At 71.1% G+C, this 18,830-nt stretch carries 23 protein-coding genes; 8 read left to right on the top strand and 15 right to left on the bottom strand.

Annotated elements, in window-relative coordinates; genetic code table 11:
• Positions 1-194 precede the first annotated feature (194 nt).
• Positions 195-1,559, top strand: a complete 1,365-nt coding sequence (locus ACFVQG_RS24485) for a PP2C family protein-serine/threonine phosphatase (RefSeq protein ID WP_383387289.1) — start codon at positions 195-197, stop codon at positions 1,557-1,559.
• 260 nt (positions 1,560-1,819) lie between these two features.
• Here ACFVQG_RS24485 and ACFVQG_RS24480 read toward each other — a convergent pair whose 3' ends face one another.
• From ACFVQG_RS24480 to ACFVQG_RS24465, 4 genes are all read right to left on the bottom strand, one after another.
• Positions 1,820-2,152: a DUF2516 family protein gene (locus ACFVQG_RS24480; protein WP_383387287.1), complete on the bottom strand. Its 333-nt coding sequence runs from the start codon at positions 2,150-2,152 to the stop codon at positions 1,820-1,822.
• Between the two features lie 146 nt (positions 2,153-2,298).
• Positions 2,299-2,901, bottom strand: a complete 603-nt coding sequence (locus ACFVQG_RS24475) for a hypothetical protein (protein ID WP_383387285.1) — start codon at positions 2,899-2,901, stop codon at positions 2,299-2,301.
• Positions 2,902-3,052: 151 nt separating this feature from the next.
• Positions 3,053-3,487: a helix-turn-helix domain-containing protein gene (locus tag ACFVQG_RS24470; RefSeq protein ID WP_383387284.1), complete on the bottom strand. Its 435-nt coding sequence runs from the start codon at positions 3,485-3,487 to the stop codon at positions 3,053-3,055.
• 123 nt (positions 3,488-3,610) lie between these two features.
• The gene (locus ACFVQG_RS24465; RefSeq protein ID WP_383387282.1) at positions 3,611-4,357 is read right to left on the bottom strand and encodes an SDR family NAD(P)-dependent oxidoreductase; all 747 of its coding nucleotides are present in this window, start codon (positions 4,355-4,357) and stop codon (positions 3,611-3,613) included.
• A gap of 92 nt (positions 4,358-4,449) precedes the next feature.
• Between ACFVQG_RS24465 and ACFVQG_RS24460 the strand changes: the two genes are divergently transcribed.
• Entirely contained in the window at positions 4,450-5,058 is a 609-nt protein-coding gene (locus ACFVQG_RS24460; protein ID WP_383387280.1) for a TetR/AcrR family transcriptional regulator, read from the top strand.
• 195 nt (positions 5,059-5,253) lie between these two features.
• On the opposite strand, the gene ACFVQG_RS24455 is transcribed toward ACFVQG_RS24460, so the two are convergent.
• Positions 5,254-5,424 carry a hypothetical protein gene (locus tag ACFVQG_RS24455; RefSeq protein ID WP_383387278.1) on the bottom strand — a complete coding sequence of 57 codons (171 nt, stop codon included), beginning with the start codon at positions 5,422-5,424 and terminating at the stop codon, positions 5,254-5,256.
• Between the two features lie 286 nt (positions 5,425-5,710).
• On the opposite strand from ACFVQG_RS24455, the gene ACFVQG_RS24450 reads away from it, so the two are divergent.
• Entirely contained in the window at positions 5,711-6,820 is a 1,110-nt protein-coding gene (locus ACFVQG_RS24450) for a MerR family transcriptional regulator (RefSeq protein ID WP_383387276.1), read from the top strand.
• 166 nt (positions 6,821-6,986) lie between these two features.
• On the opposite strand, the gene ACFVQG_RS24445 is transcribed toward ACFVQG_RS24450, so the two are convergent.
• On the bottom strand, positions 6,987-7,325 hold the full coding sequence (locus ACFVQG_RS24445) for a winged helix-turn-helix transcriptional regulator (protein WP_383387274.1): 339 nt from the start codon (positions 7,323-7,325) through the stop codon (positions 6,987-6,989).
• A 111-nt stretch (positions 7,326-7,436) separates the two neighbouring features.
• On the opposite strand from ACFVQG_RS24445, the gene ACFVQG_RS24440 reads away from it, so the two are divergent.
• Positions 7,437-8,324, top strand: coding sequence for an NAD(P)-dependent oxidoreductase (locus ACFVQG_RS24440; RefSeq protein ID WP_383387272.1), 888 nt, complete (start codon positions 7,437-7,439; stop codon positions 8,322-8,324).
• On the opposite strand, the gene ACFVQG_RS24435 is transcribed toward ACFVQG_RS24440, so the two are convergent.
• On the bottom strand, positions 8,299-8,994 hold the full coding sequence (locus tag ACFVQG_RS24435; RefSeq protein ID WP_383388078.1) for a hypothetical protein: 696 nt from the start codon (positions 8,992-8,994) through the stop codon (positions 8,299-8,301). The genes ACFVQG_RS24440 and ACFVQG_RS24435 overlap by 26 nt on opposite strands.
• Before the next feature lie 201 nt (positions 8,995-9,195).
• Here ACFVQG_RS24435 and ACFVQG_RS24430 point away from each other — a divergent pair, with 201 nt between their 5' ends.
• On the top strand, positions 9,196-10,041 hold the full coding sequence (locus tag ACFVQG_RS24430) for a nitroreductase/quinone reductase family protein (RefSeq protein WP_383387270.1): 846 nt from the start codon (positions 9,196-9,198) through the stop codon (positions 10,039-10,041).
• Between the two features lie 2 nt (positions 10,042-10,043).
• Here ACFVQG_RS24430 and ACFVQG_RS24425 read toward each other — a convergent pair whose 3' ends face one another.
• The 3 genes from ACFVQG_RS24425 to ACFVQG_RS24415 all read right to left on the bottom strand — a co-directional run bounded on the left by ACFVQG_RS24425 (position 10,044) and on the right by ACFVQG_RS24415 (position 12,885).
• Positions 10,044-10,742, bottom strand: a complete 699-nt coding sequence (locus tag ACFVQG_RS24425) for an HAD family hydrolase (protein WP_383387268.1) — start codon at positions 10,740-10,742, stop codon at positions 10,044-10,046.
• The gene (locus tag ACFVQG_RS24420; protein WP_383387266.1) at positions 10,739-11,881 is read right to left on the bottom strand and encodes a phosphotransferase family protein; all 1,143 of its coding nucleotides are present in this window, start codon (positions 11,879-11,881) and stop codon (positions 10,739-10,741) included. The genes ACFVQG_RS24425 and ACFVQG_RS24420 overlap by 4 nt, the downstream gene beginning before the upstream one ends.
• A gap of 98 nt (positions 11,882-11,979) precedes the next feature.
• The gene (locus ACFVQG_RS24415) at positions 11,980-12,885 is read right to left on the bottom strand and encodes a GntR family transcriptional regulator (RefSeq protein ID WP_383387264.1); all 906 of its coding nucleotides are present in this window, start codon (positions 12,883-12,885) and stop codon (positions 11,980-11,982) included.
• A 167-nt stretch (positions 12,886-13,052) separates the two neighbouring features.
• Here ACFVQG_RS24415 and ACFVQG_RS24410 point away from each other — a divergent pair, with 167 nt between their 5' ends.
• Positions 13,053-13,241, top strand: a complete 189-nt coding sequence (locus ACFVQG_RS24410; protein ID WP_383387261.1) for a hypothetical protein — start codon at positions 13,053-13,055, stop codon at positions 13,239-13,241.
• A 78-nt stretch (positions 13,242-13,319) separates the two neighbouring features.
• Here the strand turns inward: ACFVQG_RS24410 and ACFVQG_RS24405 are convergent, their stop codons facing one another.
• Both ACFVQG_RS24405 and ACFVQG_RS24400 read right to left on the bottom strand, forming a co-directional pair.
• Positions 13,320-14,027 (bottom strand): HAD family hydrolase, encoded by a 708-nt coding sequence (locus ACFVQG_RS24405; protein WP_383387259.1) that lies wholly within the window; start codon positions 14,025-14,027, stop codon positions 13,320-13,322.
• Between the two features lie 29 nt (positions 14,028-14,056).
• The gene (locus ACFVQG_RS24400; RefSeq protein WP_383387256.1) at positions 14,057-14,935 is read right to left on the bottom strand and encodes a GntR family transcriptional regulator; all 879 of its coding nucleotides are present in this window, start codon (positions 14,933-14,935) and stop codon (positions 14,057-14,059) included.
• Positions 14,936-15,065: 130 nt separating this feature from the next.
• On the opposite strand from ACFVQG_RS24400, the gene ACFVQG_RS24395 reads away from it, so the two are divergent.
• A complete protein-coding gene (locus ACFVQG_RS24395) occupies positions 15,066-15,254 on the top strand; it encodes a hypothetical protein (protein ID WP_383387253.1) in 189 nt (62 codons plus the stop codon).
• A 13-nt stretch (positions 15,255-15,267) separates the two neighbouring features.
• On the opposite strand, the gene ACFVQG_RS24390 is transcribed toward ACFVQG_RS24395, so the two are convergent.
• Positions 15,268-16,179, bottom strand: coding sequence for a winged helix-turn-helix domain-containing protein (locus ACFVQG_RS24390; protein WP_383387251.1), 912 nt, complete (start codon positions 16,177-16,179; stop codon positions 15,268-15,270).
• Positions 16,180-16,338: 159 nt separating this feature from the next.
• On the opposite strand from ACFVQG_RS24390, the gene ACFVQG_RS24385 reads away from it, so the two are divergent.
• On the top strand, positions 16,339-16,524 hold the full coding sequence (locus ACFVQG_RS24385; protein WP_383387248.1) for a hypothetical protein: 186 nt from the start codon (positions 16,339-16,341) through the stop codon (positions 16,522-16,524).
• Positions 16,525-16,698: 174 nt separating this feature from the next.
• Here ACFVQG_RS24385 and ACFVQG_RS24380 read toward each other — a convergent pair whose 3' ends face one another.
• Positions 16,699-17,967, bottom strand: a complete 1,269-nt coding sequence (locus ACFVQG_RS24380; protein WP_383387245.1) for a GNAT family N-acetyltransferase — start codon at positions 17,965-17,967, stop codon at positions 16,699-16,701.
• Between the two features lie 170 nt (positions 17,968-18,137).
• The gene (locus tag ACFVQG_RS24375) at positions 18,138-18,752 is read right to left on the bottom strand and encodes an aerial mycelium formation protein (protein WP_383387242.1); all 615 of its coding nucleotides are present in this window, start codon (positions 18,750-18,752) and stop codon (positions 18,138-18,140) included.
• Positions 18,753-18,830: the final 78 nt, after the last annotated feature.

The raw sequence follows: 18,830 nt of genomic DNA, 5'->3' as shown, positions 1-18,830 counted from the left end.
GTGACCTTTGTCATCCGAGGTCACGCGGCACCCTGTCCAACTGCGGTACGGAACGCGGCATATGACAGTGGCTCCCTGCCGAGGGACGTGGCTCACACCATTCCGCTGTGGTGCCGACACCCGCTATGGTCCCCGTCGGTAGGTCGAGGTCTCGTCCTGCCGTGCCCTCGGGGGGAGGGAAGGAACTCAAGACAATGCCCGTACCCGTACCGCGGCAGAGAGCGATCCCGGCCGTGGAGAGTGGTCAGGCGTCGCAGCCCGCGTCCGCAGTCGGCGGCCCGTCCGGCGCTCAGTCCGATGCCGGGGCCCCGCGCCAGGAAGACACGGTCGAGAACACCACGACTCCCACGAACACCACGAACACCACCCATAACGCCACGAGCACCACGCTCACGCTGCTCCTCATCGAGGACGACCCGGGCGGCTCCACGGTCGTGCCCGAGCTGCTGGACTCCTCCGGCAAGCCGATCCGCGTCCGCACCGCCCGCAACCTCACCGAGGCCGAGCGGCTGCTCACCGACGACGTCCACTGCATCCTGCTGGACCTTGCGCTGCCCGCCCCGGGCCGCACCGGTGACGGCGACGACGAGCTGGCCCCGCTCAAGCACGTACTGGAGCTGGCGCCCCGGCACGCCGTGCTCGCCCTCACCGCCTCCGGCGACGCCGAGCGCGGCGCGGAGGCCGTGCGCGTGGGCGCGCAGGACTATCTCTTCCGGGATGAGCTGGACGGCAGGCTGCTGAGCCGGGCGATTCGCTACGCCGTGGAGCGGAAACGTTCCGACACCGCCGAGCGACGGCTGGCCGAGGGCAAGCTGCGCGCCCAGGAGAACGCCCGGCTGGAGCGGGGCCTGCTGCCCACGCCCCTCCTGGACGGTTCCTCCCTGCGCTTCGCCGCCCGCTACCGCCCCGGCCGCTCGCGCGCCCTGCTCGGCGGCGACTTCTACGACACCGTCCGCACCCCGGACGGCACCGTGCACGCCATGATCGGCGACGTCTGCGGCCACGGGCCCGACGAGGCGGCGCTCGGCGTGGAGCTGCGGATCGCCTGGCGTGCGCTGATCCTTGCCGGGCTGTGCGGGGACCAGCTGCTGAGCACACTGCAGCAGGTCCTGGAGCACGAACGCGCGGACGAGGAGATTTTCGCGACCCTGTGCACGGTGGACATCGCCCCGGACGGCCGCCGCGCGGGCCTGTACCTGGCCGGTCACCCGTCCCCGCTGATCGCCCGCCCCGGCCGACGGCCCCAGCTGCTCCCCTACGACAACAACGGCCCCGCCCTCGGCCTGCTGCCGGGCGCCCGCTGGCCGCGGATGGAGGTGGAGCTGGGCGCCGAGTGGAGCCTGATGCTCTACACCGACGGCCTGATCGAGGGCCGCGTCGGCGACAGCGGTGAGCGACTGGGCCAGGACGGCATGGTCGAGATGGTCCGCCGCCAGCTGTCCCAGGGCCTACGGGGCGAGGAGCTGCTGCGGGCTGCGGTGAGCGAGGTCCGCGAACTCAACGGCGGCGAACTGACGGACGATGTGGCGGTGCTGCTGCTGGACCGCGGCGGCGCGTAGGAACCGCGGGTTCGGCGGTCCGGCGGTGCATGGGGGCCGCAGATTCGGCAGCCCGGCGGCGCATGGGAGCCGCAGATTCGGCAGCCCGGCGGCGCATAGGAGCCGCAGATTCGGCAGCCCGGCGGCGCATAGGAGCCGCAGATTCGGCAGCCTGGCGGCGCATAGGAGCCGCGGCTTCGTCGGGTCGCGCGCCCCGCTGCCCGCACGGCTGCTGCGGTTCCAGGGCGGTCCCCACCCCTGCTGTCAGCCGGGTGGGCCGGTCAGCGGCCCCCGTTCCAGGGGCCGTAAGGTCCGTCGCTGCTGGAGCCGCGGCGGCCGCCTCCGCCGGAGACCTGCTTGAGGGCGGGCCGCACGTCCACCATGAAGACGATCGTGGCGATCAGGCCCGCGATCTGCAGGAACAGCATCGGCAGCAGCAGGTTCACCAGAACCGTGACGCCCAGGATGATCAGCCAGAACATCTTGTTCTGCTTGTCGGCCGCGCGGTAGGCGTCCTCGCGGGCCATCGCGGCCATGACCAGGGCCACCACCGCGAACGCCAGCATGGCGATGAAGAGCAGCCCCAAGAATCCGTCGAACCCTTGCCTCAGCACAACGTCCACCACCCGACTCGGCTCGTCCTTACCCGGTCACCGTACCCGCACAGCCCGGCCCGCTACCCGAACAACGGGCCGGACACCTCACTAGTGCCCGACCCGTGACCGTTCACCTGTCCGGGTGACGCCGGACGCCCCCGCTATCACTTGGCGGGCGGAGTCGTCTTCTTGGCGGCGGGCTTGCGGGCGGCCGGGGTCTTCTTGGCCGCGGTCTTCTTCGCCGGGGCCTCGGTCTGCACCGCGGTGGCGGTACCAGCCGCGGGCGCCTCCTCCTTGACCTCGACGGGCTGGGCCTGCGGCTCCACGGCCACGGCCAGCTCCTCGATCCCCTCGGCCGCCTCGCCGCGCCACTGCTTGACGGCGTGCTCGCCGTGCTCGGCGACCTTCTCGTAGGTCTCGCGGGCCTTGACGGCGTACTCGGCGGCCATGCCCACTCCGCGCAGCGCGAAGTCCTGGGCGTTCTCGCCAAGCTTCTTCAGGTCGGTGTCGAGGGACCCGAAGAACTCACCGACCTTGGCCTGAAGGGTCTCCTGCGTCTCCTTGACGCGGTGGGTGGCCTTCTCCTGGACGGCCTTCGGGTCGGTGTTGCGCACGGCCTCGAAACGGGTCGGCGCCTCGGTGCGCAGCTGCTCGACCAGGCCCGGCACCTTCTTGGCCTGCTGAAGGGCGAGGTCGGCGGTACCGGCGGCGAAGTAGAGCGGCTTCGGGTCACTCAGGGTCTTACGCAGATCGTCGGCGATGGCCATCGTGTTGATCCTCCTGGATCCATTTCGTACGGTTCACATCGAATGCGCCCCATTGTTGCGAAACCCGACGTTCCCCGTACCGCGTACTCGGCGTTCTCTCGTCTCCGCGGGTCGCCACCCACCCGTCACCCGTCGATCACTTCCCCCTGGATCAACCGGCCGTCGGCTCCCGCGGCCCGGCACCGCCACCGAGGTCGCCCTCGACCCCGGCGTCAACGTCCAGCACACCGGCGATCTCGAACCCGTTCTCCTTGCGGAAGGACTCGTAGATCTGGAGCAGCACCTGCTTCTGCCGCTCGTTCAGCGTGGGATCCGCGAGGATCACACCCCGCGTCTCCACCTCGTCCCGGGGCCGCTCCGCGTCGAGGATCCCCGCACGCACGTACAGCGTCTCGGCGGAGATCCGCAGCGCCTTGGCGACCTGCTGCAACACCTCCGCGCTCGGCTTGCGCAGCCCGCGCTCGATCTGACTGAGATACGGATTCGACACCCCGGCGGCATCGGCGAGCTGCCTGAGCGACAGCTGCGCATTGCGCCGCTGCTCACGCAGATACTCACCGAGATTGCCGACGTTGAGCGATGCCATACGTCCAGCTTGCCCCACCCGCGCTAACAATTGCAAGCGCCTGCTTGCAAAAGTTGCCCTCGCCCGACCGCTGACCACCACCCATACCGTGGACGAGGCACGCCAGGACCCCGCGCGGCAGCGTCAGAACTGGTTCTCCCCGCCGTTGACGTGCAGGGTCGTGCCGAGCATGAAGCTGCTGTCCGGGGAGGCGAGGAAGGCCACGGCGGCGGCGACCTCCTCCGGGCGCCCCCGGCGGCCGATCGGTACGCCCGCCGCGAGTTCCGCCTTGACGGCCGCGGCGTTCTCCTCGCCGAGGGCGAGGTCGACTCCGGGGGTGTCGATGGCCCCCGGCGCGACCGTGTTGACCCGGATGCCCCTGCCCTTCAGCTCGTTGGCCCAGGTCCGCGCGAGGGACCGGATCGCGGCCTTCGACGCCGCGTACAGGCCGAAGGCCTCCCGGCCGTCGTCGGCGCGGATGGAGTCGTTCACGATCACCGAGGCGCCGTCGTTGAGGAGGGGCAAGGCCTTCTGCACGGTGAGCAGGGTGCCGCGGACGTTGACGCCGAAGATCTGGTCGAACTGTTCCCGGGTGGCCTCCGCGAGCGGTGCGAGTGTGGCCATGCCCGCGTTGGCGAAGAGCACGTCCAGACCCCGGCCCCGGTCACGGACCGCGTCGTAGAGCCGGTCCAGGTCGTCCGGCTCCGCGATGTCGCCCGGCACCGCGGTGACCCCGGAACCGATCGACTCAACGGCCCTGTCGAGCGCGTCCTCGCGCCGCCCCGTGATGAACACATGGGCACCCTCGGACACCAGCCGCGCGGCGGTGGCCAGTCCGATCCCCGTGCTGCCGCCGGTGACGACGGCGGTCTTGCCTTGGAGCTGTCCCATCGCTTGAACTCCTCAGATTTAGATACCGATCGGTGCGGAAGTGAACCGTAGCACTTCTGCACCGATCGGTATCTAGGCGGTACGATGAGCCCGTGGAGAGCACCCGGAAAGCGCCGGTCGGTCGGCCGAGAGGCTTCGACGCCGACGAGGCCCTGGAGCGGGCGATGCTGGTCTTCTGGGAGCAGGGCTACGAAGGCGCCAGCCTGACCGACCTCACCAGCGCCATGGGCATCACCCGCAAGAGCATGTACGCGGCCTTCGGCAACAAGGAGGCCCTGTTCCGCAAGGCCCTGGAGCGCTACACCGAAGGCCCCGCCTCCTACGCGGCCCGCGCACTGGAGCAGCCGAGCGCCCGCGAAGTGGCCACGGCCTTCCTCGCGGGCTCGGTCAGCACGACCACGCACACCGGCTGCCCCGCCGGATGCCTGGGCGTGCAGGGCTCGCTGGCCGCCGGTGCGTCCGGACGGGTCGCCCAGGACGCCCTGGTCGTCTGGCGCGAGGACGGCCGCACCCGCCTCCGCGACCGGTTCCGGCGGGCCGTCGACGAGGGTGACCTGCCCTCGGACGCGGACCCGGAGCTGCTCGCCCGCTACCTCATGACCGTGGCGAACGGCATCGCCGTACAGGCCGCCGGTGGCGTCGGCCGGGCCGAACTCCAGCAGGTCGCCGACGCGGCGCTGCGGAACTGGCCACCCGCCTGACAGCCCGGAACCGAGGGGAGCGCGGAGTCATGGATGGCGCGTCCAGAAGGTGACGCCGCCACCCTCGCCACCGCCAGGGTGCGGCCGGACCGGGAGAAACCGGCGGCGCGCAGTTCCAGGACATCGGCGTGCAGGAGCGTGCCACCAGCTCCCGCCCGGCGGTCCCTCGTGCGGCCCCGCCGTCGGTGGAGAGGATCACCCGGGGTCGTACTCCCGGGCGATCCGCCCGCCGGTGACCGCGTCGAAAAGCCCGTGCCCCGAGCTGGACACCACCATGGCGACGTCATGGCCGGTGCCGGGATGGACCGCGAACCCGACGCCGAGCAGCCCGCCGACCGGGATGCGCCCCCGGCCACCCGCCGCCACGGCTCAGGGGCGGGCATGACAGGCGCGGCGAGATAGCGCTCGCGCAACTTCCGCTGGTACGACGTGCTCAACCCGACTCCCCCGATGACGCCCCCTCCAGAGCCCACCCGGCCCGCCCGAGCATCCCCCCACCCCGCCCACCCCCGTCGACTCCGCTTGACCTTCACCTTGGGGCAGCCCCCAGCATCGACGGCACCGGGCGACCAGCCCGGCCCGAGGAAGGCCAGACGGAGCCGGAAGAGGGCCAGACGAAGGCCAGGAGAGGGCCGGAAGGAGGGCGACGCCCGTGGGAGTGGACGACACCGCCCTGCTGACCATCGGCGCGTTCGCGAGGGCCGCGCGCCTGTCGCCCAAGGCACTGCGCCTGTACGACGAGCTGGGCCTGCTCCCCCCGGCCCGGGTCGACCCCCTGACCGGCTACCGGTTCTACGCCCCCGAGCAACTGGACCAGGCCCGCCTGGTGGCCTGGCTACGGCGGCTGGGGATGCCGTTGGCCCGTATCCGCCGCGTCTGTGAGGCCACGGACACCGGCGCCGCGGCGCGGGAGGTCCGCGCCTTCTGGGCCGAGGTCGAGGCCGACCTCGCCACCCGTCGCGACCTGGCCGCCTTCCTCGTCGACCACCTGTCACGGAAGGAACCCCTGATGACCCCGACGACACAGGCCGCCCACCCCCTGGAGATCCGCTACGCCGCCCTCTCCGACGCCGGGCTGGTCCGCGAGAGCAACCAGGACACCGCCTACGCGGGTGCCCATCTGCTCGCGGTGGCCGACGGGTTCGGCCCGCGCGGGGCCTCCGCCGGTGCCGCGGCCGTGGACGCGCTCAAGCGGCTGGAGGCCGACGGCATACCGGCGGGCGGTCTTCTCAACGTCCTGGAGGACGCCGTCGAGCAGGCCGGTCGGGCCGTGCGCGGTGTCGCCACGGCCGACCCGTCGACGGGTGCGGCCGGAACCACGCTCACCGCGCTGCTGTGGACCGGTTCACAGCTGGCCCTGGTCCACATCGGCGACTCGCGCGCGTACCTCCTGAGGGACGGCGAGTTCTTCCAGATCACCCACGACCACACCCTGGTCCAGTCGATGATCGACGACGGCCGCCTCACCCCCGAGGAGGCCGCCTCCCACCCCCAGCGGTCCCTCCTCGCGCGGGCCCTCGGCACGGACGGCGCCGCCACGCCCGACCTGCGGCTGCACGACGCCCGGGCCGGAGACCGCTATCTGCTCTGCTCCGACGGTCTGTCCACCGTCGTACCCACACAGGAGGTGCGCCAGGTGATCACCGCGACCGACGACCCGGAACAGGCCGTACGCGAACTCGTCGACCGCGCCAACCGCTCCGGCGGCCCCGACAACGTCAGCTGTGTGGTCGCGGACGTATGCGAGGCCTCCGGCAGGTAGACCCCACCCGTACCCACAAAAAAGTGGGTACTTGGCACCGCCCCTGCCCGGCGCGACGCTGGTCCTAGTCGATCACGCGATCACGGGATCGGGATCACCCGATCGGGATCACCCGATCGGGATCGCTCGATCAGGATCGCTCGATCAGGATCACTCGATCACTCGATCAATGGGCCACCAGACGCTCCAGACGCCGGTGGCCCCAGTCGGAGAGGGGGCCCAGCAGCTCGGACAACTCGCGGCCGAAGGCGGTCAGCGAGTACACCGTCTTCAGCGGCAGGACGTCGTACACCTCACGGTGCACCAGACCGTCCTCCTCCATCTCGCGCAGCGCCTGGGTCAGCACCTTCTCGCTGAGGCCGGGCAGCCGTCGGCGCAGCTCGCCGGGGCGGTGCGGGCCGGACTCCAGCAGCCACAGCAGGCTGGTCTTCCACTTGCCGTCGATCACAGCGATCGCGGCGGTCACTCCACAGACGTTCGGATCCTGGGCCCGGCCGCGCGTCATCCTCACCCCTTTTGTCAGCAATTCAAGCCACTACAGCAACTACAGCGGTCCTCGTCGGTCGCAGCGACCGCCCATCAACTCAACCTAGACAACGCCCACGGGAGTTCAAGCATGTCCACCTACGACGACCAGTCCACCGTCACCGTCCTCGGGCTGGGCCCCATGGGCCGCGCCCTGGCCGGTGCCTTCCTGGACGCCGGGCTGCGCACCACCGTCTGGAACCGCACCCCGGGCCGTGACCGGGAGCTGACGGAGCGGGGGGCTGTCGCCGCGCCGTCCGCCGCGGAGGCGGCCCGCGCGAGCGCCCTGACAGTCGTCTGCGTCGTGAACTACGACGCCTCCGACGCCATCCTCCGCGAGGAGGAGGTGACCGGCGCCCTCAAGGGCCGCACGGTCGTCAACCTCAGCGCCGATACCCCCGGCCGCGCGCGGGACACCGCCGACTGGGCGGACCGGCACGGCATCCAGTACCTCGACGGCGCGATCATGACACCGGCCACCACCATCGGCACCCCGGACGCGGTGTTCCTGCACAGCGGCCCGCGCGAGCTGTACGAGCGCCACCGGCCCGTCCTCGACGCCCTCGGCGGCACCCACACCCACCTCGGGGAGGACATCGGCCGGGCCGCGGGCTACGACATCGCGCTGCTCGACATCTTCTGGACGGCGATGGCGGGCTACGCGCACGCCCTCGCGGTCGCCCGCGCGGAGGGCATCTCCGGCCGCGAACTGGCGCCCTTCGCCCAGGGGATCGCCGCGATCCTGCCCCCGCTGATCGAGGAGTTCGCGGGCGACGCCGACGACGGCACCTACTCCGGCGAACTCAACCCGATCACGTCGGCGGTCTCCTCCATGGCGCACATCATCCACGCCTCGGAGGAGCACGGCATCGACGCGGGCGTGCTGCGCATGGCCGAGGGGCAGGCCCGGCGGGCGATCGGCCTGGGCCACGGCACGGACGGTTTCATACGGGTCACCGAGCTGCTGGGCCGCCGCTGAGCCACTCCTCCAGCACCGCGAAGTCCGCGTCGGTGAGCCCGTACCGATGATCTACGCGATGCAGCAGGGCCGGGGCGGGGTGGTGGGCGGTCACCCAGTCCCGGTCAGCGTCGGTGATCTCGTCGTCGACCCAGACGAAGGGCCGCCCGGCCGCCCGCCGGACCAACGGCCGGGTCTTCCAGTGCAGCAGCCGGGGCGCGTACGGCACGGCTGGCTCGTACGGCTCGGGGGACTCATAGGGCTCGGAGGACTCATACGGCCCGGCGGACTCATACGGCCCGGGGGACTCGAACGACCCGGGGGACTCATAAGACCCGGGGGACTCATACGGCCCGGCGGACTCATACGACCCGGGAGACTCGAACGACCCGGCGGACTCATACGACTCAGCCGACTCAGCGGGCTCACACGGCCTCGGATCCGGCCAGTCCACCACCGGCAGCGACGGCAGCCCCAGCCACGGCGCGACCAGGTCGTTCGCGTCGTCCAGCCAGGTCGTGGCCCACACCAGCTCGCACCCCAGCCCCCGCAGCCGCGCCCCGAGCCCGGGGTCGACCCGGCTCAGCAGGGGGTGCGCGACGGCCCCGCCCGACGGCCGCCCGTATTCGGGGTACGGGCCGGGCCCGCCGAACGGGATCAGCGTCCCGTCGATGTCGAGAAAGAGCAGCACGCCCGAGTACTCGCCCACATAAACGACATTGCCCTGCCGCGCTCCCCACCGCTACCGTTTTCCGCATGACTGCCGGGTCGGCCATGGGCCGCGAGCGAGTTGGGCACCCGGCCTCCGAGTGAGGCCGAGGCGGGCGAGAGGCCCGCCGACATCTCTGCGCCATCCACCAAGCACACCCCAGACGGCGACAGAGAGAGAAACGTGCCCACCGACTTCAACCACCAGATCATCGACGAGTTCCGCGCCCACCACGGCCGCGTCGGCGGCCCCTTCGAAGGTGCCCGCCTGCTCCTGCTGACGACCAAGGGAGCCCGCACCGGCCGCCCGCACACCACCCCCGTCGGCTATCTCCCCGACGGCGCCGACCGCGTCCTGGTCATCGCCTCCGCGGGCGGCGCCGACCACCACCCCGCCTGGTACCACAACCTCCGCGCGCATCCCCAAGTGACCGTCGAGACAGGCGTCTTCACCTACGAGGCGCAGGCGGTCGTACTGACCGGCGAGGAACGCGACCAGGCGTTCGCGCGGGCCGTGGAGGCGGACCCGGGCTGGGCGGCGTACCAGGAGAAGACCCGGCGGGTGATCCCCATGGTCGCGCTGTACGAGCAGGCGCCGGAGGGCCCGCCGAACATTAACGCGGGCTCCATGGGCGAGGCGCTGAAGCTGATCCATGACGCGTTCCGCCGCGAACTCGCCTTGATCCGCGAGGAGATGAGCAACGGCTCCGCCTCGGCCCTCGGCGCGCAGCTCCGCGTCAACTGCCTCACCTTCTGTCACGGCCTGCACAACCACCACACCCATGAGGATCTGGGCATGCTCCCGTTCCTCGCCGACCGTCATCCACAGGCCGCGTCCGCCGTCGCCCGCCTCGGTGAGGAGCACGAGAAGATCGCCGTCCTCATCGAGGACCTACGGCACGCGGTGACGTCCGAGGACCCCGCCACCGCCCGCACGGAGGTCGAACGCCTGACCGTCGCCCTGGAGGCGCACCTCACATACGAGGAGGAACAGCTGATACCCCTCCTCGACGCGCCCTTCGCGCCCTGACCCTAGACGGCGACCAGACCCTCGTACGACGTCACCACCACACCGGCGTCCGCCCCGCGCAGCCCACGCACCTTGCGCTCATTGCGCCCGTACCCGATGAACGGCACCCCGGCCGACCGCGCCGCCTCCGCGTCCGTGCCGGTGTCGCCGATCATCACCGCGTGGGCGGGGGCGAGCCCGAGGTCGTCCAGGGCGCGGTGCAGGACGTCGGGGTGGGGCTTCATCAGGCCGGGGTCGGAGGTGCGGCCCCGGACGGACGCGAAGTGGTCGCGCAGGCCCGCGCGGTCGAGGTAGGCCGTCGCCGCCCCGGGCGCGTTGTTGGTGACGACCGCCAGCCGTACGCCCCGTCGCGCCAGCTGCCGTACGAGGTCGTCAGCGCGCGGCGTGGGCCACGCGGCCCCCGCGGCGGCCACCTCACCCGCCGCGACGGCCGCCTCCATCAGCGCCAGCAGCTCGGTGACGTCCCGCGTACGCCGGGCCCGGTGCACGGCACGCAGCACCACATGCGGGTCGATGCTCGCGCGCTCCGACTCGTCCAGTACGTCACCCAGGCCGAACTTGTCCACCAGGTCCCGCACTTCGTCCGCGACCGGCGCCGAGGCGCCCTCGGGGAAGAGGCGGCAGAGGGGACCGTCGAAGTCGAACAGCACACAGCGAGCGCCCTCGAGCAGCGCCCGCGCCGTCCGGTCGGCGTCCGTCATGCCACTCCCTCCGCCCCGGCGTCCTCACCCGCACGCGCCTGGTCCTCCGCGTGCCAGCGCCGCAGCGCCTGAGCGATCTCCCACTCGTCCTTCAGCGCGTCCACCAGGGCCAGCGGTTCGGACGCCCGGCGCAGGGCGCGGCGGACGCGCTCGGCGGCCCGGGTGAGGTCCCGGTCGGCGGGGTGGGCGGGCAGGGAGAGCGCCGCCCGCATGACATCGGGGAAGACGGACTGGGCGTACTCGAAGCGGAGGTAGACCGGCAGGTCGGTGTCCAGACCGTCGGTCGCGTCCGCGTGGTCCGCGCGTCGCATGGCGTCCGTCCACAGGCGGACCATCAGCTCCTGCTCGGCCTTGTCGTAGTCCATGCGGACGAGATGGGTCGCCAGGTCGTGCACGGGATCGCCGTACAAGGCGAGTTCCCAGTCGATGACGGCGAGCCGCTCACCGGCCGCGGCCTGCTCCAGCACGACCACGTTCGCCCGATGGACATCGGTGTGCAGGAGGGCGAACGGCCGCCGTGTCATCTCCGGCACCGACCGCAGGAAACGGTCGACGGCATCCTCCGGCATCCCTACCTCATCGAACAGGCGGCCGAAACGCGGCCGATTGGACTGATGGACCTCCTGCTCGGTGAACCGGGCGAGCCAGTCCAGAAAGCCACGGCTGTCGCTTTCGCTGGGCCAGTCGGCCGGACGGGGCGGCAACTCATCGGCCGGTACCCCTGCCAATCGGGCGAAGAAGTCCGCCAGCGCGGCCATCCGCCCGCTGCCCACCGGCTCCCCCTCGGGGGCCACCTCGGCCAGTGCCCGGCCGTCCAGGTAGTCGTGCAGTGACCATTCTCCAAAGTCCGCCAGACAGCGCGGTACGTCACCCAGGCGCGCGCTCACCACCCGCAGGACCTCCGCCTCGCGCGGCCAGATCCTCGGCACGACCTCGACGGTGGGGTAGGGCGTGCGGAACTTGGCGAGCACCCGGCCGGACGGCAGCCCCAGCAGGAAGGCCAGCGGCTGCCGCAGCTCAGCGATGTGGTTGATGTTGTGATGGCCGGAAACCACCCGTCCGTCGGGGGCCCGGCGCCGCGCCTGCGCGAAGTACCGCACCAGTGACTGGTGAGCCCAGCGAGGCAGAGGGGGCAGCATGGCGGCACAGAGTAGTACGGGGCGTGATCCAGTTCACGACGTGTCACTATGTGGACGCCCTTCGGTCACGGACAGTGGCGGTTCGCGCACTCGTCCCGTCACGTTTCGGTCGCGGGTCGACCCAGGTTCTCCCAGTACGACTCGAAGGTGGCCTTCATGGTCGCAAAGAAGCCGTCCTGGGCCTCGGGGTCGTCGGGTTCCCGGTGGTGCAGGAAGAGGGCGGAGCCGAGGCCGAGCACGTCCAGCGCCGGGACGGGGGTGCCGTCACCGACGGTGATGGTGCGCTCCATCACCTCGTAGGGCCCGAACAGCATGTCGGTGTCGTTGAACACGTACAGCTTGAACTGCGGGGTCATGGCCACCCGGCGGATCTCCACCTCGGCGTCCACGCCCCACTGTCCGAACCGCCCCGCCAGCTCCACGACCGTGTCGGCGTGCCGCCGGGCCATGGCCTGCCAGCGGGCCCAGATCCGGTCGTCGACGAGGTCCACGGCGGCCGGGTAGGCCAGCCGTGGCTCCTCCGCGGGCAGCAGCATCCGCAGCCGCACGCGCGCGGGGGTGATCTCCCGGGCGGCGATGCGCTCGGCCTGCACCCTGAGGTGGCTGACGAGCGTCTCGGAGGTCAGCGAGAAGGTGTCCAGGGTCACCTCGGCCTGCTCGAAGGCCCGGTGGACGACTGGACCGAGAGTGGCCCGACCGCGCGCCTCCGGACCCGGCTCCGGCCGGGCCGCGTCCGGCACCCGCACCACACGGATGCCGCTGCCCTGCCGGGCCTGGAGCCAGCGCTCCTCGGTCAGTCTGCGCAGCACCCGCTGGATGGTGTCCCGGCTGACCCCGAACTCGTCGGCCAGCTGCCGCTGCGGCGGGAGCAGTTGACCGACACGGAGAGTGCCGTTCGCCAACTGCTCGCGCAGCACCGACTCCACGAGCGCGGACGCCCTGCCGCCCTCCACGCGTACCGCGCGGACCGGTCCGGTCCCTGACTGTCCTGATGAGTTGGCCACGGTTGCAAACTACCCGCAACAGCACCGGCGGCACAGCATTTCCAGCCAACCAACACAGCCTATTGGACCGGAAGTTAGACGATCACATGAACCGGGAAATGCCAATCCAAGTCAACCAGTCCAATTGGCAGGAAGGTTGACGACGACCTAGGGGGACAATCGTGCCAGTGCTGAGCTTTCTCGTGACGGTCCTGGGAGTGGGCGCGGAGCAGCTGATGGAGTGGCGCTTCGGCCCCATGGGCATCGTGGCCCTGCTGCTGCTCGCCGTCGGCCTGAGGTCGAACAACTCCACCTGCGCCTGCCTGGGCGCGGTGACACTGCTCCTGCTGCTGCTCCAGGGACAACCCCCGGCATGAACCCGGGCATGGACCGGCATTGACCCGGGCATGGACCGGCATGAACCCGGGCATGGACCGGCATGGCCCGGCACGAGTTCAGCGGCCCCGCCGCACCACCTTCAGCACCGACTCCAGCGACCCCACCACCACATCGGCCCCGGCCTCCCGCAACCACCCGCCCGACTCCGCGTTACGCGCGTAGCCGAGGAACGGAACCCCGGCCTCCTGCGCCGCGTGGCAGTCGCTGGGCATGTCGCCGATCATCAGGGCGTCCTCGGGGGCCGACCCGATGGCCCGCAGGGCCCGCTGGAGGCTGTGCGGGTCCGGCTTGAGCAGATGCAGCTGCGCTGTGCGGCCGTAGATGTGGGGCGCGAAGCAGTTGGTCAGGCCGCGGCCGTCCAGGTAGCGGCGTACCGCGCGGGGGGCGTTGTTGGTGGCGATGGCCAGGCGGGCGCCGACCGCGTGCCAGGTGCGGATCAGGGGATCGGCGTACGCCGTGGGCATCGCGGAGTCGGTGGCCCGCAGTTCCTCCAGCGTGAGGCGTTCCTCCAGCTCCGCGACGAGATCGCTGTGCGGATAGCGGCTGCCGACGGCGCGGAGCACGAAGTGCGGGTCCGTGGAGCGCAGTTCCTCCTCCCGGAGGAAGCCCCGCAGGCCGCGCGCCTCCAGCCAGTCGATCATGTCCCGCGCGATCAGCTCGGCCGAGAGCCCGGCGAACAACCCGCAGATCGGCCCGTCGAAGTCCCACAGGACGACGCGCGCCCCGCCGACCCGCTGCCGGAGGTGCTCGATCGGTGCTGACACGTGTGCGGTCTGGGTCGTATCAGAAGTCACTAGGAGAGTGTCAGGTCCGTGGTGATGGTTTCCCAGAGGGCGTCGAACCACTTCTGGGATTCCTCCACGAACGACTCGTCCCGGTGCCCGGCCCGCTTGTGGAAGGAGAACAGCAGGGACTGGGCGCCCAGCGCGTCGTACATGTCGAGGGTCTGGTTTCCCCACTCCTCCTCGCGCCGGGTGAGCATGTAGTACCCGAGCAGCGCCTCCTCGCCGTTGAGCAGGTACAGCTTGATCGGGGGCGTGAAGGGCAGCGCGCGGAACGCGACGTGCACGTCCGTGCCGTGCGTGGAGCGCAGCGCCAGCAGGTTGTGCTGGAGCACCTGGCCCTGCGCGTTGCGCATCGCCAGCCACCGCTGGTGGACCGGGTCGTCCTCGCCGCCGCCGTCGACCGGCACCGGGAAGGCCAGGTTGATCTCCCGGGAGGGCAGCAGGATCCGTACGTCGATGGACTCGGGGCGGATGCGGCCCTCGTGGATCTGGCGTACGGGCTCGCCGAGGGCCAGCATCAGCGTCTCGGCGGTGTGGCAGACGATGTCGATCCGCACCCGCCGCTCCCCGAACGCCTCGGTGAGCCGGGGCGAGAGCCCGACCATCGTCGGCTGCGGCTCGTCCTGGACGGGCACGCGCGGGGCGATGCGCGGCGGGCTGCCCTTGCTGACGTTGGAGAGCAGGCCGTCCTCCTGGAGCGCCCGCAGCGCCTGGCGCACGGTGCCGCGCTCCACGCCGAACTCGTCCGCCAGCTCGGCCTGGGTGGGCAGGCGGTCCCCCGCCTTGAGTTCCCCGGCGCGGATGCGGTCCCGCAGGGCGTCGGCGATCTCCTGGGGCGAGAGCCTTCTGCTGGCGTTCACTGCCACGTTCTCCTGAGTCACGACCAAACGGTACAACTCTCACCCACTTACGGGGAGTTGTTCACAAGTTGTTTATGACTATCGACCAAGCGGGGACAACCTAAACAAAGTTGGTCGCCAACTTCTCTAAGTTGGCGGAAGCGAAGGGGGAAACATCGTGCCTGCACTCGCCCTCCTCTCCGCCCTCTTCGTCGTCGGCTTCGAGCAGGTCGTCGAAACGAAGTACGGAGCCACCGGCATCGTCGGCCTGCTGCTGCTCACCCTGGGCATCAAGGCCAAGAGCCCCGCGGTCAGCTCCGTCGGAGCAGTGGTCCTGGCCCTCCTGGTCACGGGCCCCGCCCTGTGAATCCCGGAGCCCATCAGGTCGTGAGCACCAGCTCCGAGCTGATGGTCTCCCACAGTGCGTTGAACCACAGGCACGACTGTTCCACGAAGGTCGTGTCGCGCGGCCCCACCCCCTGCTCGAAGGCGAACAGCATCGACTGGGTGCCCAGCGCGTCGTACAACTCGAGCTGTTCGTCGTCGACCTGCTCCGCACGGCGGCCGAGGGTGTAGTACGCGAACAGCGCCTCGGCCCCGTTGAGCAGGTACAACTTCACCGGCGGCGTGAACGGCAGTGCCCGGAAGGAGACCCGCACGTCGATGCCGTGCGTGGCGCGCAGCGCCAGCAGATTGTGCTGGAGCACCTGACCCTGGGCGTTGCGCATCGCGAGCCAGCGCCGGTGCAGCCGCTCCACGTCGTCCGTCGCGTCCACGGGGGCCGGGAAGGCGAGGTTGATCTCCCGCGAGGGCAGCAGCACCCGGACGTCGACTCTGGCCGGTTTCAGCTCCCCGGCGTGGATCTGGCGCAGCGGTTCGCTCAGCGCGAGGGTGAGCGAGATGGCGGTCAGACACAGCGCGTCGATCTCCACGTGCGCGCTCCCGAAGGCCGCCGCGACCCTCGGCGCCAGCGCCACGGTGGTGGGCTGGGGCTCCGCCTCCGGCCCCGTGGCCGGGTCACCGACGTCCGCCGCCACGGTCGCCGGACTCCCCCGGGACACATTGGTCAGCAGCCCCTCGTCCTGGAGAATCCGCAGCGCCTGCCGGACGGCACCGCGCTCGACACCGAACTCCTTGACCAGCTGTGCCTGGGTGGGCATGCGCTGCCCGGGCCGCAGCACGCCGGACCTGATGCGGGCACGCAACTCGCCCGCCACGTCGCGGTGTGACGCGTGTGACGGGCGTGGCCTCCTCCGCCCATTGACGGAGTCATGTTCCGGCTCCACAACCAAACACTACAACTTCTCGCCATCTCCAGGCAGTTCACCGACGGGTGGTTATAAGCCGCCTCCAAGTGGAGAGAACTAGAAAGGAAGTTGGTCGCCAACTTGAGCAACATGGTCAAACTTCACGGGGGTTGGCCGCCAGGGTCGGCCCGAAGGGGGGATCGCATGCCGCTCATCGCCATCGTCATCGCCGCCCTGGCCATCGGCTTCGAACAGTTTGTCCAGTGGAAGCTCGGCCCGATGGGCATCATCGCGTTCGTCGCGATCACCATCGGGGTCAAGGCGAAGAACACCATGATCGGCGGCATCGGCGCGGTCATCCTCGTCCTGCTGCTCGCACCATCCGGCTGACCGGGCTCCCTTCCGGAGGGGAGCCGGGAGCCTGGTCAGTCAGCACAGCCACAACTGAACACCGACAACCGAACAGGGAAGAGCACAGCCACAACTGAACAAGGTCCAGCTACGGATGCACACGTACCGAACCGCACCGCACCGCACTCACCAGAGGGGAGGGACCACCAGGACTCAGAACATGTCCGGGCACCAAGGGCGCCTGGACGTACGCAGCAGGGCGTCGGCCACCCGGCCGGCGCCCGCTCGTTCTTCCCGCACCCGCCCCAGCGCCATCAGCCGCGCGACGGACTCGTCACCGAGCCAGAGGGACCCCAGCTCCCCCACCCCCAGGGTCAGATCAGCATCCTGCCCATCGGCGGCGGTACACCTGACCCGCTCCCCCTCCCCCTCGACCTCCAGCCGGTACCGCCCACCCGCGAGCCCGTCCGGGTCCACGACGTCGAGCACCAGCACCCCCGGGCCCGCGTAGCTACGGGCCTCCAGGGCCCGCGCCACGTCCAGCACCCGCACCCACAGCCAATCCGCCTGAGTCGTGAGCTGAGCGGCCCGCGGGTCCGGCAGCAGCATCGGCAGCAGGTCGTCCGGCGCCCGCCACCCGCTCCTCACCCGGGCCACCCAGTCGATGGAGCACAGAAAACGCCACAGCGCGCGCTCGGCAGCCGGACTCACGGCGTCCAGCCACCGCACGGTGGCCGTGTTCAGGGGCTGCTTGCTGTCCCCCCAGGTGTCGTCCGCCCCATACGTCACCAGCCCCTCGACCGCGCCCCCCGGCGCCCGGTACACGGCGTAGAAGGGCTCGGTCCAGGTCCCCGTCCCGTTGTGCTGGATCGCCCCCGTGCTGACCTGCCACCACCGCTCGTCCCGGTCGATGGCCCCATGCCGGAGCCGCCGCATCCGCTCGTGCAGTTCCGGCCCGATCTTGCGGACGTAGTCCCCGTCCACCAGCTCGACCCGACCCCCACCCTCGGGCTCCGCTGCCCGACGCCGGTCCAGCCCGGTCCGCAGCACGTCCACGGTCCACTCCGCGGCGGTCGTGGCGGGCCCGAACCCGTACCGCCCGTAGATCGGGTACTCCGCGGCGATCAGCGTCGCCACGACGTCTCCCCGTTCCCTGGCCGCGGCCAGGTCCCGCCGCATCATCCGCGTGAGCAGGCCCCGGCGCCGGTGCGTGGCCGTGACCGTCACGCCCGTGATGCCGTCGGCGGGCACCGTCCGGCCGCCGACCGCCGTCAGCTTCTGCGCGTACGAACGGAACGTCGCGACGCAGCGGTCCCCGTCGAACGCGGCGAGCGTTCTGGCCGGGTCTATGTGCGCCCTCCGTTCGGCGACCTCCTCATCCGTGACGACGGGGGCCTTCAGGAAGCCGACCTTCGCTGCGCGGATCCAGGCGGGGATCTCGTCCTCGGTGATGGGGCGTACGTCGATGCGGGTGTCGTTCATAAGCCGAGGCTAGGTGTACGACGCCCTGACCGTCGCGACGTTTTCTGGCGGGCCGGGGTGCCTGGGTGGGTCGCGCAGCCCGGCGCTGACGGGGTGCCGGGGTGGGTCGCGCACAGCTACGGCGGCACAGCGTCAGCCACCCACACAGCCCAGCAGGCCGCCCGCACGCATCACGTCAGCAGATCATCCACCTGCGCCTCCCCGTCCCGATACCGCCGCGCGATCTCCGCGCTGCACTCGTCGGCCGTGCGCTGGAGGCGCTGGCGGCGGCGGGAGACCTGCTGCTCGTAGCGGACGAGCCGACCCATCGCGCTGGTCAGCTCGCCGTCCGTCCGGGCGTCCAGCGCCGACAGTTCGACCTCGGCCAGCATCTCCGCCGCCAGCCGCCGGTACTCCTCGCTGTACGGCGTCCCGACGGTCACATGCCGTGCGGAGGACCGGTACCGGGCCGGGGCGTCCGTCAGGATCTCCGGCAGCCGGTCCACCACGGACGCCACCACGGACGCCACCGCGGACGGCCCCCGCCCCGCCAGCTCCGCCCGCAGAATGTCGATCCGGCCCTGCAGCAGCCGCCGTACATAGCTCAGATCCGCCTCGTCCCGCTGCGCGTCCCTCCGCAACGCCCGCAGCTCCGACAGGCTCAGCAGGGTCAGATCCTGTTCGGGCGGCTCCGCGGGCATCCGCGGACTGTCGGTGCGCTGCGTGGGCGGCCGGGTGCTCGACCCGTTCCCCGCAGGCGTCAGCGAGACAGCCCCGGGAGGCTGCCCCGTACTCGGTGTGCTCATGTGCCTCTACCGTCCCCTCGACCGGCGTGTGGCAGCATCGTGCCACCCCAACTGGCCGCTATGTGACCGAGTGCCCCC

This window comes from Streptomyces sp. NPDC057877 (assembly GCF_042796855.1).
Lineage (GTDB): Bacteria > Actinomycetota > Actinomycetes > Streptomycetales > Streptomycetaceae > Streptomyces.
Note: the sequence above shows the minus strand (reverse complement) of the source record. Positions and strands in the feature narration are given on the sequence as shown.